The 15,039-nt window shown below is 73.4% G+C and carries 15 protein-coding genes; 5 read left to right on the plus strand and 10 right to left on the minus strand.

Going from position 1 to position 15,039, the window contains the following annotated elements; genetic code table 11:
• Positions 1 to 22: 22 nt before the first annotated feature.
• Genes E1281_RS06705 through E1281_RS06735 form a run of 7 tightly spaced genes read right to left on the minus strand, consistent with a single transcriptional unit; the run spans position 23 to position 6,843 of the window.
• Positions 23 to 658, minus strand: coding sequence for an aspartate/glutamate racemase family protein (locus tag E1281_RS06705; RefSeq protein ID WP_131876271.1), 636 nt, complete (start codon positions 656 to 658; stop codon positions 23 to 25).
• A complete protein-coding gene (locus tag E1281_RS06710; protein WP_207943147.1) occupies positions 658 to 2,058 on the minus strand; it encodes an MmgE/PrpD family protein in 1,401 nt (466 codons plus the stop codon). The genes E1281_RS06705 and E1281_RS06710 overlap by 1 nt, the downstream gene beginning before the upstream one ends.
• Complete coding sequence (locus tag E1281_RS06715; RefSeq protein WP_131876301.1) at positions 2,055 to 2,756, minus strand: ABC transporter ATP-binding protein; 702 nt, start codon at positions 2,754 to 2,756, stop codon at positions 2,055 to 2,057. The genes E1281_RS06710 and E1281_RS06715 overlap by 4 nt, the downstream gene beginning before the upstream one ends.
• A 16-nt stretch (positions 2,757 to 2,772) precedes the next feature.
• Entirely contained in the window at positions 2,773 to 3,507 is a 735-nt protein-coding gene (locus tag E1281_RS06720) for an ABC transporter ATP-binding protein (protein WP_207943148.1), read from the minus strand.
• Complete coding sequence (locus E1281_RS06725; RefSeq protein WP_131876273.1) at positions 3,504 to 4,559, minus strand: branched-chain amino acid ABC transporter permease; 1,056 nt, start codon at positions 4,557 to 4,559, stop codon at positions 3,504 to 3,506. The genes E1281_RS06720 and E1281_RS06725 overlap by 4 nt, the downstream gene beginning before the upstream one ends.
• The gene (locus tag E1281_RS06730; protein WP_131876302.1) at positions 4,556 to 5,578 is read right to left on the minus strand and encodes a branched-chain amino acid ABC transporter permease; all 1,023 of its coding nucleotides are present in this window, start codon (positions 5,576 to 5,578) and stop codon (positions 4,556 to 4,558) included. Before E1281_RS06730 ends, E1281_RS06725 begins: the two co-directional genes overlap by 4 nt.
• 14 nt (positions 5,579 to 5,592) lie before the next feature.
• The gene (locus E1281_RS06735) at positions 5,593 to 6,843 is read right to left on the minus strand and encodes an ABC transporter substrate-binding protein (protein WP_131876274.1); all 1,251 of its coding nucleotides are present in this window, start codon (positions 6,841 to 6,843) and stop codon (positions 5,593 to 5,595) included.
• Between the two features lie 263 nt (positions 6,844 to 7,106).
• On the opposite strand from E1281_RS06735, the gene E1281_RS06740 reads away from it, so the two are divergent.
• Both E1281_RS06740 and E1281_RS06745 read left to right on the plus strand, forming a co-directional pair.
• Positions 7,107 to 8,294 (plus strand): CoA transferase, encoded by a 1,188-nt coding sequence (locus E1281_RS06740; RefSeq protein ID WP_131876275.1) that lies wholly within the window; start codon positions 7,107 to 7,109, stop codon positions 8,292 to 8,294.
• On the plus strand, positions 8,291 to 9,187 hold the full coding sequence (locus E1281_RS06745; RefSeq protein ID WP_131876276.1) for a CoA ester lyase: 897 nt from the start codon (positions 8,291 to 8,293) through the stop codon (positions 9,185 to 9,187). Before E1281_RS06740 ends, E1281_RS06745 begins: the two co-directional genes overlap by 4 nt.
• Here the strand turns inward: E1281_RS06745 and E1281_RS06750 are convergent.
• A complete protein-coding gene (locus tag E1281_RS06750) occupies positions 9,168 to 10,409 on the minus strand; it encodes an RNA-guided endonuclease TnpB family protein (protein ID WP_131876277.1) in 1,242 nt (413 codons plus the stop codon). The genes E1281_RS06745 and E1281_RS06750 overlap by 20 nt on opposite strands.
• A 161-nt stretch (positions 10,410 to 10,570) precedes the next feature.
• Between E1281_RS06750 and E1281_RS06755 the strand changes: the two genes are divergently transcribed.
• The 3 genes from E1281_RS06755 (at position 10,571) to E1281_RS06765 (ending at position 13,671) form a co-directional block, all read left to right on the plus strand.
• Complete coding sequence (locus E1281_RS06755; protein WP_131876278.1) at positions 10,571 to 11,389, plus strand: cyclase family protein; 819 nt, start codon at positions 10,571 to 10,573, stop codon at positions 11,387 to 11,389.
• Positions 11,386 to 12,810 (plus strand): MmgE/PrpD family protein, encoded by a 1,425-nt coding sequence (locus tag E1281_RS06760; protein WP_243716663.1) that lies wholly within the window; start codon positions 11,386 to 11,388, stop codon positions 12,808 to 12,810. Before E1281_RS06755 ends, E1281_RS06760 begins: the two co-directional genes overlap by 4 nt.
• A 96-nt stretch (positions 12,811 to 12,906) precedes the next feature.
• Complete coding sequence (locus E1281_RS06765) at positions 12,907 to 13,671, plus strand: amino acid racemase (protein WP_243716665.1); 765 nt, start codon at positions 12,907 to 12,909, stop codon at positions 13,669 to 13,671.
• Between the two features lie 51 nt (positions 13,672 to 13,722).
• Here E1281_RS06765 and E1281_RS06770 read toward each other — a convergent pair whose 3' ends face one another.
• Positions 13,723 to 14,310, minus strand: coding sequence for a GNAT family protein (locus E1281_RS06770; protein ID WP_131876279.1), 588 nt, complete (start codon positions 14,308 to 14,310; stop codon positions 13,723 to 13,725).
• Positions 14,303 to 14,974, minus strand: coding sequence for a carboxymuconolactone decarboxylase family protein (locus tag E1281_RS06775; RefSeq protein ID WP_131876280.1), 672 nt, complete (start codon positions 14,972 to 14,974; stop codon positions 14,303 to 14,305). Before E1281_RS06775 ends, E1281_RS06770 begins: the two co-directional genes overlap by 8 nt.
• Between the last annotated feature and the right edge of the window lie 65 nt (positions 14,975 to 15,039).

Consider the following 15,039-nt stretch of genomic DNA (forward strand, 5'->3'; position numbering starts at 1 on the left):
GAGGATGGGGTCCGGTCCGCGGTCATGTGCTCGTCCCGATGGGCATCAGCCGCAGGGCGAGGGCGGTCGGGTCGACCACCCGGGCCTTGAGGCGGGACTCCTCGACGTCCACGGCGGAGCATCCGTTGATCACGGCGGCGGCTCCGGCGGCGGCGAGCGCGTCCACGGCCTCGCCGAGGGCGGCGTTCCAGGCGCCGGTGTCGGCGATCGCGTCGAAGGGCAGGTCCATGACCGCGACCCCCGCCACCCAGGCGTCCAGCCCGTAGGCCCGGAGGCGGCGGCCCAGCTCCGCGCCGATCGCCTCGTTCCGCACCACCGCACCGAACGGGATGTTCTTCGCGGCAAGGTGCATACTACTCAGCTTGAGCAGGCCGTTCACCGGGACGCCCGCGGGGCCAGGGCCGTCGGGGACGGCCGGGTCGAGGACGCAGTCGGGGAACGCGACGTCCCAGCCGCCGCCCGCCCGGTCCAGCGCGGCGGCGACCTCGCGCTCGGACGCGCGGATGGACGGCTCGTCGTCCAGGGCCCCGGGCGCGGCCGGGCCGACGTCGCGCAGCTCGACCGCCAGGCCGGGCGGGGCGAGCCGGTCGTAGCGGGCCTGCCGCCGCCGGATCTCCTCCGGCGGCAGGTGGATCGGCGTCATCGCCAGGGCGCGCATCAGTTCGGCTCCTCTCTCCGGGACGGCTCACCGCCGGGACCGGCGAGTCCGCGCAGCCGCTCGCCGACGCGGTCCAGGCCGGGCAGGTCGCGAGCGAAGGCGGCGACCAGGCCGATCAGTTCCTCCCGCCCTGGCAGCCATCCCTCCAGCAGGGTCAGGACGTCCCGCTCGTCCAGGGGGTGGTGGTCGGCGTCGCCGACCGGGTTGGGCACCTCGCGGGTGCGGACGGTCCCGTCGTCCAGCTCGACGGCCACCCGGGCGGCGCGCTCGTCGGGGAGGCGCGCGGTCAGGTCGTCCGCCACGACGAGCCGGACGCGCCGGGCGAGGCTCCGCAGGGCCGGGTCGTCCCTGCGTTCCAGGACGCGGGGGCCGACCTCGCCCTCCAGCAGGGCGGCGGCGACGACGAAAGGCTGCGAGAACATCGCCGACAGCCGCCCGTCCCACTCCGCCGAGGCCAGCCCGCCGCCGAGCGCGTGGGTCTCCACGACGATCCCGCTGATCCGGGACGGGTCGAGCCCATCGCGGAGGCCGAGCACCGCGTCGGCCGCGGGATGGGTGAACGAGCAGGAGGCGTGCCGCTTGAAGTATCCGCGGGTGACGTCCCAGCGGGTGCCGAGGGCGCCGGTCAGCTCGGACGGGTCGAACCCGCCGAGCAGGCCGCCGAGGGACAGCGCCGCGGTCCCGGTGTTGCGGGCGGCTCCGGCGGCGGCCATCCGGGCGGCCACCAGGCCGGAGACGTTGGACGCGCCCATCCAGGCGTCCCGCACCGGGTTCCCGTCCGTGGCGGAGGCGAAGTGGCCGGCGACCGGCAGCCCCGCCCCGGTGTCGATCGCCGCGGCGGTCGCCTGCGGGCCGAGGCCGAGCAGCCGGGCGCACCCCGCGGCGGCGCCGGCCACGCCCCAGTTCCCGTGCGGATGGGCGCCGGGCCGCAGCCGGGACGCGCGCCCGAACCTGGACGCGGTCTCGTAGGCCGCGAGCAGGGCGGCGGCCGTGTCGGCGCCGGTGGCGTCCAGCTCCGCGGCCAGCGCCAGGACGGCCGGGAACCCGTGCGCCGCCGGGTGCCCCTTCGCGTACTTGTTGCCCTCGTCCAGCTCCAGGCAGACCAGGGCCGCCGCGTTCAGCCACGCGGCGGCGTCCGCCGGGGCGCGGCGGCCGGCGCCGATGAGTGGCGCGGGCCCGTCCGGAGCCCGCCAGGACGACCGCAGTGCCGCCTGCTCGTCCAGCGCGGCGCCGACGGCGGTGACGCCGGCGACGTTGAGCAGGACCAGCGACAGCCGGTCGAGCACCCCGCGCGGCACGGCGGCCGCGTCCAGGCCGGAGACCCACTCCCCCAGACCGGCGGTGGCCGTCGCCGCGCGCCGCGCGGACTCCGCGTCCGGTTCCCGTTCCGTGTTCGTCACAGCCCCAGGTACGCCTTCCTCACCTCGGCGGAGCCCGCCAGTTCGGCGCCCGTCCCGTGCAGCACGGTCGAGCCGCTCTCCAGCACGTAGGCGCGGTCGGCGATGCCGAGCGCCTGCTTGGCGTTCTGCTCGACGAGCAGCACCGAGACGCCGGTGTCGCGGATCCGCTTGACCGCGTCGAGCACCGACCAGGTCAGCTTGGGCGCGAGCCCGGTGGACGGCTCGTCCAGCAGGAGCAGCCGGGGGCGGGCCATCAGCGCGCGGCCGATCGCGAGCATCTGCTGCTGGCCGCCGCTGAACGTCTGCGCGACCTGCGCGCGGCGCTCGCCGAGGACGGGGAACAGCTCGAACACCTCGCGCATGCTCGCCGCGGCCTCGCCGGGGGCGCGGGTCCACGCGCCCATCCGCAGGTTCTCCTCGACGGTGAGGGTGCCGAACAGGGCACGGTCCTCGGGGACGTGCACCAGCCCGTCCCGGACGAGCTGGTCCGGGCGGCGCCCGGCCGTGGACGCGCCCGCGAACGTGATGGTCCCGGACATCGGGCGGAGCTGGCCGCAGACGGCGCGCAGCGTCGTGGTCTTGCCCGCGCCGTTCGCGCCGACGAGCGCGACGATCTCCCCTTCGCCCAGGCGCAGGTCGATGTCGTGGAGGATCTGCATGCGGCCGTAGCCGCAGCACAGCTTCTCGATCCTCAGCATGTCGGCGGTCCGCGCCTCAGTCTTCGGCATCGGCCGGCTCCTCTCCGAGGTACGCCTCGATCACCCGCGGGTCGGAGGTGACCTCCTCCGCGGACCCGGAGGCCAGGACCCTGCCCTGGTCCAGGACGAGGACCCGGTCCGACAGCCGCATGACGGCGGCCATGATGTGCTCGATGAACAGCAGCGTCGTCCCGTCCTCCTCGCGCAGGGCGGCGAGAAGGTCGAGGACGGGTTCGCGTTCGGCGGGCACGAGGCCGGCGAGCACCTCGTCCAGCAGCAGGACCTTCGGCCGCATCGCCAGCGCCCGCGCGAGTTCCAGGCGCTTCAGCCCGGCCGTGGGCAGCTCCGTGGCGTTGTGGTACGCCCAGTCGCCGAGCCCGACGCGCTCCAGCACGTCCATCGAGTCCTTGCGGAGGTCGCGCGGCGACCGGCGGCGATGCTGGGCGGCGAGGACGGCGTTCTCCAGGACGGTCATGCTCCCGAACGGCCGCATGAGCTGGAACGTCCGGACCATGCCGGCGCGGGCGATCCGGTCGGGCGGGGAGCCGGTGACGTCCCGGTCGCCGAACACGACCCGCCCGGTGTCGGGGGTGAGGGCGCCGGAGACCACGTTGAACAGGGTGGTCTTGCCGGCGCCGTTCGGGCCGATGATGCCGAGGATCTCGCCCTGCCCGACCTGGAAGTCGACGTCCGACAGCGCCCGCAGGCCGCGGAAGCCCTTGCCGACGCCGGAGACGCTCAGGAGACTCATCTGCGCCACCTCTCGGTGATCGTGCCGACGATCCCCTTAGGCAGGAGCCGGACGATCAGGATGAGCAGGACCGCGTAGACCGCGACGTCCAGGCCGCTGCGGCCCTGCAGGAAGTTCAGGAAGTCCGGCGGCGTGCGCAGAAGCGTGGCGGTCACGTCCGACAGCGCGCCGAGGATGACCGCGCCGACGATCGGGCCCCAGATGGTGCCGATGCCGCCGATGACCACGGTCGCGATCGCCTGGATCGATACCGACGACCCGAACGCCAGGTCCGGGTTCACGAACAGGTAGTACTGCGTGTAGAAGGCCCCGGCGACCGCGGTGATCGCCGCCGACAGAGCGACGGTGAGCAGCTTGTAGCGCATGACGGGCGTGCCGAGCGAGGCCGCGGCGAGTTCGTCGTCGCGGATCGCGGTGACGTAGCGTCCCGTCCGCGAGTGCAGGAACACGATGCTGACCAGGGCGGCGAGCCCGGCGAGGCCGAGCGCGATCCAGAAGTACATCGGCGAGTCCGCCGCGAACTGGATCTTCCAGAGCGACGAGCCCTGGATCAGCGGGACCGTGAACCCGACGGCCTTGTTGGTGAACTCCGTCGTCGTGACGATCAGCCGGAGCATCTCCGCGAAGGCGAACGTCGCGAGCGCGAAGTAGGCGCCCTTGAGCTTGTAGCGGAACGAGAAGTAGCCGATGACGACCGCGACCGCCGCGGCGACCGCCATCCCGGCGAGCATCCCGATCCACGGGGAGACGCCGTGCTCCACCAGCAGGTACGCGCTGGTGTACGCGCCGAGGCCGAAGAACGCGGCGTGCCCGAAGCTGAACATGCCGCCGAACCCGCTCATCACGTTCCAGCCGATGGCCATCATCGCGAAGATCAGGATGCGGACCGCGACCGCGCCCTGCGCGGGCGGCAGGAGCAGCGGCAGCGGGATCGCGAGGAGGAGCAGCACCGCGAGTATCGCGAACTGCCGGTTCTGCGGGCGCAGCGGCGGCGCCTTCGCCCGGCGCGACGCGCCCGCGCCCTGCCGGCCGGTGATGGTGAGCCCGGTCATGCGCCGCCTCCCTCTCCCGCCGCCCTGCCGAACAGGCCCTGCGGCCGCAGGAACAGCACGAGCACGAAGACGATGAACACGCCGAGCAGCGAGCTCTGGCCGTCCATGTAGATGGTGGTGAGCTGCTCGACCAGCCCGATGAGGAGCCCGCCGACGAGCGCGCCGGCGACGTTGCCCATGCCGCCGAGCACGACCACGACGAACGCGGTGATGTTGAACTGCTCGCCGAGCGTCGGCGTCACCGTGACCAGCGGCGCGGCCAGGACCGCGGCGGCCCCGGCGCAGGCCGTCCCGATCCCGAACGTGACGGTGTGCACCCGCCGGACGTTCACGCCGACCAGTTCGGCGCCCTGCCCGTGGGCGGCGACCGCGCGGATCGCCGTCCCGAACCGGGTGCGGCGCAGCAGCCAGAACAGCGCGGCGCCGATCAGCAGCGCGCCGGCGAAGGCGTACAGCCGCCCGCCCGCCACGACCGCGCCGAACAGGTCGAACTGGAAGTCGCCGGGAAGCGCGACGTTCTTGGGCTCGGCGCCGAAGAACATCAGCAGCCCGTTCTCCAGCAGCAGCGCCAGGCCGAGCGTGATCAGCAGCTGGTTCTCCAGCGACGCCCCGCCCGATCCGGACAGCAGGCCCCGGTGCACCACCGCGCCGATGAGGAACAGCGCGGGCACCGCGATGAGCAGCGTGAGATAGGGGTGCAGCCCGGTGGCCTGCACGACGCCGAACGCGATGAACATCGCGATGGCCAGCAGCGCCCCGTGCGCGAAGTTGACGATGTCCAGCACACCGAAGATCAGCGTGAGGCCCATCGCGACGAGCCCGTACAGCCCGCCCATCAGCAGGCCGGTGACCACCGACTGCCAGACGACCAGGCCGCTGCCGGACTGGACCAGGGCGACCGCGATCGCGACCGCCACCGCGCCGCCGATGACGGCGGCGCGCTTGAGGACCGTCCCGCCCGCGCCGCCGCGCAGCGGCGCGAGACGCCCGGCGGGCGGCGGGGTGGGGGGATCTGTCATGGTTCCGATGTCGCTCATTGCCGCCACGTCACCGAGTAGTTGGGCTTGGATTCGGCCTTATCCGGCGGATAGACCTGCTTGACCTGCCTCCCCTGGATCTGCATCAGGATCGGCAGGGCGTTCTCGTTGTCGCCGTTGGGGGCGAAGGCGATCGGCCCGGCGCCGACCGTCAGCGGCTCGACCCGGGAGGACGCGATCGCCTCGCGCACCTCCTCCAGGTCGGTCGAGCCCGCGCGCTCCACGCCCTGGGCGATCACTTGGACCGCGTCGTAGGACAGGACCGCGCCCGTGCGCATCGGGTCGCCGTAGCGCCGCCGGTACTCCGCCCGCAGCTTGGCCGTCTCCGGCTTCTGGGCGTCGTAGTGGTAGTTGGTGCTGAAGTACCGCTCGCCGATGTCGCCGGCCTCGGCGACGAACTTCGGCTGGTCGAAGGCGCCGTTCGACACGCCCCACACGGCGTCCAGGTCGGGTTTCACCGCGTTGACGGCCTTGGCCGCGAGCAGGCTGTCGCGGTAGTAGCCCGCGACCGCGAGCACGTTCGCGCCGGACGCCTTCACCTGGGTGACCTGCGCGGTGAGGTCGGACACGGTGAGCGCGTCGTAGCTGATGTTCGGGCCGACCTCGATCCCGAGCCTCTCCGCCGCCTCGGTGAACGCCTCGGCGGCGCCGCTGCCGAAGTCGGTCTGCTCGTGCAGGAACGCCACCTTCGCCACCGGCTTGCCGGCCTCCTGGGACACCTGCTTGAGGTAGCGGGCGGCGGCCTCGGAGATGGCGGCGCTGCCCGGCTGGACCCGGAAGGAGTACCGGTAGCCGTTCGCGAAGATCGCGTCGGTCGCGGTGACGTCCATCACGAACGGCACCTCGTTGCGTTCGGCGACGACCGCGACGTTGGTGCTGACGGCGCTCTGGTAGGTGCCGACGAGGCCCACGGCCCCCTCGGAGATGAGGCGCTGGGCCTCGCTCTGGCCGACCTCCGCCTTGCCCTGGGTGTCCCCGGTCGCCAGCTCGACCTTCCGTCCGCCGAGCGACCTGATGCCTCCCGCGGCGTTGATCGCCTCGACCGCCATCTGGGCGCCGCGGCGCATCTGCTGGCCGTCGACCGCGTTGGCGCCGCTGACCGGATGCAGTGCGCCGATCTTGAGCGGTCCCTCGTCGCGTCCGGCCGCCACCCCGGCCGCGCCGGACGGCGCCGAGCCGCCGCAGCCCGCCCCGGCCAGCAGGACCGCGCAGGCGGCGAGCCCGGCGGTGAGCCTTCGAGCCGACATCCGTCTCCTCCGCCTTACGCCGGCGGCGATGCGCCGGCTGCTGCCACGTCCACCCCCGGTCAATCGTTCCGCTTAGAGGAACGTTGGAGGTTGAGTCGTCATCGTGGCACCCGTCCGGGCACGCGTCAATCGGTGGGCCGAAAACTTGACGGAACTCGTTAAACAGTGCCAATTTGGAAAGTCCGGGACGCGGGCGCGACCCGGACCTGACTTCTCCTATCGTTTCTCTAAGCGGAACATCCATCCTGAAGGCGGTATCGCCCATGACCGACGCCCTGTCCGGAGTCCGCGTCCTCGACGCGGCCACGCTCTTCGCCGGGCCGCTCGCCGCCACGCTGCTCGCCGACTACGGCGCCGAGGTCATCAAGATCGAGCATCCGAACGGCGATCCGGTGCGCAGCCACGGCGCGCAGCGCGACGGCGTCGGGCTCTGGTGGAAGATGCTCGGCCGGGGCAAGAAGGCGATGACGCTCTACCTCGGCTCCCCCGAGGGACAGGAGCTGTTCCGCCGGCTCGCCGACGACGCCGACGTGCTGATCGAGAACTTCCGTCCGGGCACGCTGGAGCGCTGGGGCCTCGGCCCGGACGAGCTGAGGAAGACCAACCCGGGGCTGGTCACGGCGCGGGTCACCGGGTTCGGGCAGTTCGGCCCCTACTCCAAGCGCCCCGGCTTCGGGACGCTCGCCGAGGCGATGAGCGGGTTCGCCGCGATCACCGGGGAGCCGGACGGCCCGCCGACCCTGCCGCCGTTCGGGCTCGCCGACGGGATCGCCGCGCTGACCACCGCGTTCGCGGTGATGACGGCGCTGCGCGCCCGGGAGGCCACCGGCGAGGGCCAGGTGATCGACCTCGCCATCATCGAGCCGATCCTCACCCTGCTCGGGCCGCAGATCATCACCTACGACCAGCTCGGCGAGCTGCAGGCCCGCACCGGCAACCGCTCGCACAACAACGCGCCGCGCAACACCTACCGGACCCGCGACGGCAGCTGGGTCGCGATCTCCACCAGCGCCCAGTCGATCGCCGAGCGGGTCATGCGGCTGGTCGGGCGCCCGGAGCTGATCGACGAGCCGTGGTTCGCGACCGGCGCCGAGCGGGCCCGGCACGCCGACGTGCTGGACGAGGCCGTCGGCTCCTGGATCGCCGAGCGCGACCGCGACGAGGTCGTCAGGGCGTTCGAGGAGGCACAGGCCGCCGTCGCCCCCATCTACGACGCCGCCGACGTCATGGCCGACCCGCAGTTCGAGGCGCTCGGCTCCGTCGCGACCGTCCCGGACGACGAGCTGGGTCCGGTGAAGATGCAGAACGTCCTGTTCCGGCTGTCGCAGACGCCGGGCCGGATCGAGTCGGCGGGCCCGCCGCTCGGCGCGCACACCGCCGAGATCCTCGGCCGGTACGGGGTGGGCGAGGCCGAACTGGCCGAGCTGCGCGCCAAAAAGGTGATCAAGTGACCCCGGCCGGCGGCGTCCCACCGGATCCCGTCCCGCGGACGTGGCTGTACGTACCCGGCGACCGTCCGGACCGCATCGGCAAGGCCCTGGCCTCCGGCGCCGACAGGGTGGTCCTCGACCTGGAGGACGCCGTCGCCCCGGCCGGCAAGCAGGATGCCCGGCGGACCGTCCTGAACACCCTGGCCGCCGGGCACACCGCGTACGTCAGGATCAACGCGCCCGCCACCCCGGACGGCGCCGACGACCTCGCGCTCCTCGCCTCCGCGCCCGGCACGCTCGCCGGGGTCCGCGTCCCCAAGGCCGAGGACCCGGACGAGCTGCGCCGCGTCGCCGAGGCGCTCGGCGTCCCCGTGCTGCCCATCGTGGAGTCGGCGCTCGGCGTGGAGAACGCCCTCGCCCTCGCCACCGCGCACCCCCTGGTCGCCGGGATCTCGCTCGGCGAGGCCGACCTGGCCGCCGACCTGCGCGTCCGCGGGGGCGACGCGCTGGCGTGGCCGCGCTCCCGGGTCGTCGTCGCCGCCCGCGCCGCCGGGCTGCCGTCGCCGCCGCAGAGCGTGTGGACGGCCGTCCGCGACCTGGACGGCCTGCGCGCCGACACCCTCGCGGGGCAGCGGGCCGGATTCTTCGGCCGCTCGGTGATCCACCCCGCGCAGATCCCCGTCGTCCACGAGGCGTGCGTCCCCGATCCGGCGGACGTCGCGTGGGCGCGCGACCTGATGAGCCAGCTGACCGAACGCGGCAGCGCAGCAGGGAGCAGTGCCGCGTGGATCGACTCCTCCGGCCGGTTCGTGGACAAGGCGGTCGTCGAGCGCGCCGCCTGGCTGCTCGCCGCCGCCGAAACCGGCGCCACCGCCCATCCCAACCGCGACGACATCAAAAAAGGCCACCCTTGACCTCCTCCCCCGCCCGAGGCCGGGGGAGTCCACGGGTCACCCCGTGGGTTTCCTGCTTCGACACCGACTGCCCCGTCCGGGAGGACTCCCGTTGAGGTCTGACACCGGCTCCACAGGCCGACACCGCCAGCCCGGCGGCCAGAACATTCTTAGCGGCGTTGACGTCCCGGTCGTGCCGGGCGCCGCACCCGCACTCCCACACCCTCACGTAGAGGGGCAACTTCTCGGTGATGGTCCCGCAGCCCGAGCACGTCTTGGAGGAGGGGAACCACCGGTCGATCACCACGAGTTCACGGCCGTACCAGCCAGCCTTGTACTCCAGCATCATCCGCAACTGCCGCCAGGCGGCGTCCGAGACCGCACGCGCCAGACTGTGGTTCTTCACCAGGTTGCGGACGTTCAGGTCCTCGATCACGACCACTTGGTTCTCGTGGACGAGCCGAGTCGACAACTTGTGCAGGAAGTCCCGCCGCCGGTCGGCGATGCGGGCATGGATCCGCGCCACCCGGGCCTTGGCCTTGTCCCGGTTCGCCGACCCCGGGACCTTACGCGCCAACCCCCGCTGCGCCCTGGCCAGCCGCTCGCGGTCCCGGCGCTCGTGCCGGGGATTGGCGATCTTCTCCCCCGTCGACAATGTCACCAGCGAACTCAACCCGGCGGCGACTCCCACCGCCTGCTCCACCGGGTCCAGGCGGGTGACGGTGTCAATGCACAGGATCGAGCAGAACCAGCGCCCGGCCGCGTCCCGGGAGACGGTCACCGTGGACGGCTCGGCCCCGTCGGGCAACGGCCGAGACCACACGATCGCCAACGGTTCGGACATCTTGGCCAGCATCAGCTCACCATCACGCCACCGGAACGCCGAACCGGTGTACTCCGCCGACTCCCGCGACTTCTTCCTGGCCTTGAACCGCGGGTACTTCGCGCGCCGGGCGAAGAAGTTGGTGAACGCGGTCTGCAGGTGCCGCAGCGCCTGCTGCAACGGCACCGACGACACCTCACCCAGAAACCCCAGCTCCGGGGTCTGCTTCCACGCCGTCAGTGCGGCCGAGGTCTGCACATAGGACATCCGGCGCCGCTCGGCATACCAAGCCCGGGTGCGTTCCTCCAGCGCCTTGTTGTACACCAGGCGGACACAGCCGAACGTCCGGGCCAGTTCGGCCGCCTGCTCGCCTGTGGGATAGAAGCGGTACCGGAAAGCCCGCTTCACCTGCCGCGCCATGCCCCACAAGCTAACGGCCGGGAGGTGAGACTGCAGGCGTTTCGAAACAAGGGTGACGCACGGCGATCCGCGCTGGCGACGGCTCGCCTTTCTCTGTCCTGCTCCGCAAGAGCCCGTTCCCTCCTCCGCCCGAAGGCGGGGGCTTCCACGGAGGAATCCCAATGAACTCCCAAGACCCGCTGCTCGCGGCCGTCGCCGGCGGGGTCCGGCTGATCGAGCTGGGACAGCCGTTCTTCACCGGCATGCCCTGCTCCCCCAACCATCCCGGGTTCCGGATGACGCTGATCCGGCGGCACGGCGACATGGAGCGCCCGGACGGCGGCTCCGCCGCCAACGAGATCATCGTGACCGGCGGGCACGTCGGGACGCACATCGACGCGCTGTCCCACGTCAGCCACGACGGCGAGCTGCACGGCGGCGTCTCCGCCGCCGACGCGCAGCGCGGCGGCGCGTTCACCGCGCACGGCGCCGAGAACCTCCCCGGGCTGCTCTGCCGGGGCGTCCTGCTGGACGTGGCGGCCCTGCGCGACGTGGCGACGCTGCCGCCCGGCTACGGCGTCACGGCCGAGGACCTGGACCTCGCCGCCAAGCGCGCCGGGGTCGAACCGGGTGAGGGCGATGTCGCGCTGATCCGCACCGGGTGGGCGCGCAACTTCGGCGACACCACCGCCTACCTCGGGAAGGAGACCGGCGTGCCGGGCGCCACCCCGGACGCCGCGCGCTGGCTCGCCGACCGGGGGATCGTCGCGACCGGCTCGGACACCACCGCCTACGAGCAGATCCCGGAGGGCGCCGGTCACGCCGTGCTGCCCGTCCACCGGATCCTGCTGGTCGAGTCGGGGATCTTCATCCTGGAGCACCTCGACCTGGAGGCGCTCGCCGAGTCCGGGCTCCGCGAGTTCGTGTTCATGCTGGCCCCGCTGCGGATCAAGGGCGGCACCGGCTCCCCCGTCCGTCCCCTCGCGGCGGTGACCGCGTGACCGGCGCCAGTGTGACCGGCGCCAATATGACCCCGGTTCAGCGCCTCGCGGCCCTGGCCGCGGACGCCGGGAAGCGCGGGCTGCCCGCCGAGCTGCGCACCGACGCCGCCCGCCGGGTCCTGGACGCCCTGGGCAACAGCCTGGCCGCCACGGCCGAGCCGCCGGCCCGCGCGGTGGGCGAGCTCGTCGCCGAGTGGGGCGGCGCGGGGCGCGCCACCGCGATCGGCACCGGCGCCCGCCTTCCCGAGCCGAGCGCCGCGCTGCTGAACGGCACGCTCGCGCACTCCCTCGACTTCGACGACACGCATTTGCCGTCCGTCCTGCACCCGTCGGCCTCCGTGGTGCCCGCCGCGCTGGCCGTGGCGGAGGCCCGCGGCACCACCGGAGCCCTGCTGCTCGACGCGGTCGGGGTCGGCATCGAGATCACCGTCCGGCTGGGCATGGCGGGCTACGACCGCGAGCTCGGCAACTCGGTGTTCTTCGAACGCGGGCAGCACGCCACCGCGATCTGCGGAGCGGTCGGCGCCGCCGCGTCCGCCGCGCTGCTGTCCGGCCTGGACGCCGCCGGCATCGCGGACGCGATGGGCATCGCCGCCAGCATGGGCTCGGGCATTTTGGAGGCCAACCGGACCGGCGGCACCGTCAAGCGCATCCACTGCGGCTGGGCCGCCCACGCCGCCGTCACGGCCGCCGGCCTCGCCCGGACCGGCATCACCGGCCCGCCCACCGTCCTCGAAGGCCGCTTCGGGTTCCTCCAGGCGTTCTGCGGCGACCAGGTCGACCTGGACGCGCTGACGTCCGGGCTGGGCGAGCACTGGGAACTGCCCGGGATCTTCTTCAAGCCGTACCCGTGCAACCACTTCACGCACGCCGGCATCGACGCCGCGCGCCGGCTGCGCGAACGCGGGCTGGACACGGCCGGCATCGAGAGCATCGAGCTCGGCGCCCCGACGCCCGTCCTGCGCACGATCGGCGAACCCCACGAGGACAAGATCCGTCCCCAGTCGGGCTACCACGCCGCGTTCTCCGGCCCCTACACGGTCGCGGCGGCGCTCCTGGGCGGCGGCGGCCTCGGCGTCTTCCACGAGGACTTCACCGACGAGGCCGCCGCGGACCCCGGCCGGCTCGCGCTGGCCGCGAAGGTGCGCTGCGTGCCCGACGCCCGCTGCGACGAGATCTTCCCGCACCAGTTCCCGGCCGTCCTGCGCGTCCGGATGCGCGACGGCACCGAACTGGAGGAACGGGTGGACCACAACCGGGGCGGCCCCGGGAACCCGCTGTCGTCGGAGGAGCTGGCGACGAAGTTCCGCCTGAACGCCACCCGCCGCGTCACCGAGTCCCAGGCCGAGCGGATCACCGGCCTCACCTACGACCTGGCCGAGGCCGGCGACCTGTCGGAACTGACGTCCCTCCTCTCCTAGCCGGTCCGGCAACCCGTTGACTTGCGGCGAGTTGTTGTTATCCGGCATCCCATAACAACAACACGCCGCAAGTCGACGAACCCGGATACTGGACGGGTGATCATTGCACCGGACCTGGAGCGGCCAGACATGCAGCACCTCGGAATCCTCGCCCACAGCGCGGAAGGCGCCGCGCTGTGCTTCCGGACCTTCTGCCAGGAGGGCTTCCGCGAACTGGGCCCCGACGACCACCCGGACGTGACGCTCGACCTCATCGCGCTCGCGCGGAGCATGCCCGCGTGGGACGCCGGGGACCACGCCCCGATCAGGGGGACCCTCGCCGAGAGCGTCCGGCGGCTCGCGGCGGCGGGCGCGGACTTCTTCGTGTGCCCGGACAACACCGCGCACATGGCGCTCGAACGGCCCGGCGCCGACCTGGCGCTGCCCGGCCTGCACATCGCGCAGGTCGTCGCCGGCCGAGCCGCCCGCGACGGGAGGACGCGGGTCGGCGTCCTCGGCACCCGCTACACGATGGACGGGCCGGTCTACCCGAGGGAGCTGGCGGCGCGCGGCATCGCCGCCGAGGTCCCGGACGAGGCGGACCGGGAGACCGTCCACAGGATCATCTTCGACGAGCTGGTCAACGGGATCGTCACCGAGGACTCGCGCCGGGAGTACGTGCGGATCATCGAACGCCTCGCCGGGCGCGGCTGCGACGCCGTCGCGCTCGTGTGCACCGAGATCCCGCTCCTGGTGACGCCGGACGTCTCGCCGCTGCCCACGCTCGACTCCACGCGCCTGCTGGCCCGCGCCGCCTTCGACGTGGCCGCCCGACGCGCCGCCGCCCCCACCTGGCGCGGCGGACCTCTCGACCGGCGCTGAGACGAGCGGCCCCTGGCCTGGGCCGGGCCCCGGCCGCCTCCGGGACCGCGCCTACAGGACGGCGTCGACGATGCGGCGGGATCCGATCCACCGGGAGCGGTCCGCCGAGTAGCAGGCGGCGCCGTCCGGGCCCGCCGGTCCCTCGCGCCGGCGGCGCATGCCGAGTTGCAGGGCGAGCTCCGCCGACGCCGGGTTCGCCGTGTCGATCTCCGCGGTGACCCGGTGCACGCCGACCACCCCGAAGGCGTAGTCGAGCACCGCGCGGGACGCCTCTGCGGCGAGGCCCTGGCCCCAGCGGTCGGGCTCCAGGCTGTAGAGGATCTCCACGTCCGCGCCGTGCCCGAGCGGCCCGTCGTGATGGCTGAGTCCGGCCACGCCGATCAGCGGCTCTCCCGGCGCGGCGCCGTCGATCCCGGCGGTCCAGCGGGCGGGGCGCAGCGCCCACAGCCCGAAGCCCTCGGTGGCGAAGTCCCGCTCGCTGGCGCCGATGATCTCGGTGACCTGACCGGCGGAGATCGTCCGGTCGGCGAACAGGTGGCGGCGGACGAGCGGTCCCGTCCAGTGGGTCAGCAGCGCGCCGTGGTCGCGCATGGTCACCGGATGCAGGACGAGGCGGACCGTGCGCAGGACCTCAGTCATCCCCGTCCTCCGCGGCGGGCCAGCGCGGCGGGGCCTCCCCGTCCGGGACGCCCACCCGGAACACGCGCAGCTGGAGCGCCAGCGCCTTGTAGTACCCGACGAGCGTGACCAGCTCGACGAGGGCGGTGCGGCCCAGCGTGGCCGCGGCCTCGGTGAACACGGCGTCGCCGAGGTCGTCCTCGGTGACGAGCTGCCGCGTCGCCTCGTAGACGACGCGTTCGCGGACGTCGGCGAGCATCGGGGCGCGGCCCTCGCGCAGCGCGTCCATCTCGTCATCGCCGAGCCCGGCGCGGCGCCCGATCCGCTCGTGCGCGTACCACTCGTAGTCGGACCGGACGTGCGCGGCGACGACCAGCGTCGCGATCTCCCGCTCGCGCTTGGTGAACGCGGTGCGGAAGCGCAGCGCGGCGCCGAGATCCTGCAGCGGCAGGCCCACGGACGGGCTGTAGAGCATGGCGTTGAACGGTCCGTGGAGGCGCCCGGACTCGTCGGCCAGGTTGACCGGCGGGGTGCGGCCGGCGGTGCGCGGGCCGCCGGTCAGCGCCTCGTAGACGGTCCGCTGCTCGTCGCTGAGCGAGCCGGGGGGCAGCAGGGGGAGGCGGGTCGTGGACGGACCGCGCGGGGACCGGTCGTCGGCGTGCTCACCGCTCACGGGGTCGATCACCCACCGCACGCTAGGCGGTCGGCGGGGAGTGCTCAAGTCCCCGTCCGGTATGTGGAACCCCGGGC

This window comes from Actinomadura sp. KC345 (assembly GCF_004348515.1).
GTDB lineage: Bacteria > Actinomycetota > Actinomycetes > Streptosporangiales > Streptosporangiaceae > Spirillospora.

Excerpts from the sequence above, each read along its gene's own strand:
- E1281_RS06730 (WP_131876302.1), bottom strand. The coding sequence starts at position 5,578 with ATGACAGATCCCCCCACCCCGCCGCCCGCCGGGCGTCTCGCGCCGCTG.
- E1281_RS06725 (WP_131876273.1), bottom strand. The coding sequence starts at position 4,559 with ATGACCGGGCTCACCATCACCGGCCGGCAGGGCGCGGGCGCGTCGCGC.
- E1281_RS06720 (WP_207943148.1), bottom strand. The coding sequence starts at position 3,507 with ATGAGTCTCCTGAGCGTCTCCGGCGTCGGCAAGGGCTTCCGCGGCCTG.
- E1281_RS06770 (WP_131876279.1), bottom strand. The coding sequence starts at position 14,310 with ATGACTGAGGTCCTGCGCACGGTCCGCCTCGTCCTGCATCCGGTGACC.
- E1281_RS06715 (WP_131876301.1), bottom strand. The coding sequence starts at position 2,756 with ATGCTGAGGATCGAGAAGCTGTGCTGCGGCTACGGCCGCATGCAGATC.
- E1281_RS06735 (WP_131876274.1), bottom strand. The coding sequence starts at position 6,843 with ATGTCGGCTCGAAGGCTCACCGCCGGGCTCGCCGCCTGCGCGGTCCTG.
- E1281_RS06755 (WP_131876278.1), top strand. The coding sequence starts at position 10,571 with ATGAACTCCCAAGACCCGCTGCTCGCGGCCGTCGCCGGCGGGGTCCGG.
- E1281_RS06750 (WP_131876277.1), bottom strand. The coding sequence starts at position 10,409 with ATGGCGCGGCAGGTGAAGCGGGCTTTCCGGTACCGCTTCTATCCCACA.
- E1281_RS06705 (WP_131876271.1), bottom strand. The coding sequence starts at position 658 with ATGCGCGCCCTGGCGATGACGCCGATCCACCTGCCGCCGGAGGAGATC.
- E1281_RS06740 (WP_131876275.1), top strand. The coding sequence starts at position 7,107 with ATGACCGACGCCCTGTCCGGAGTCCGCGTCCTCGACGCGGCCACGCTC.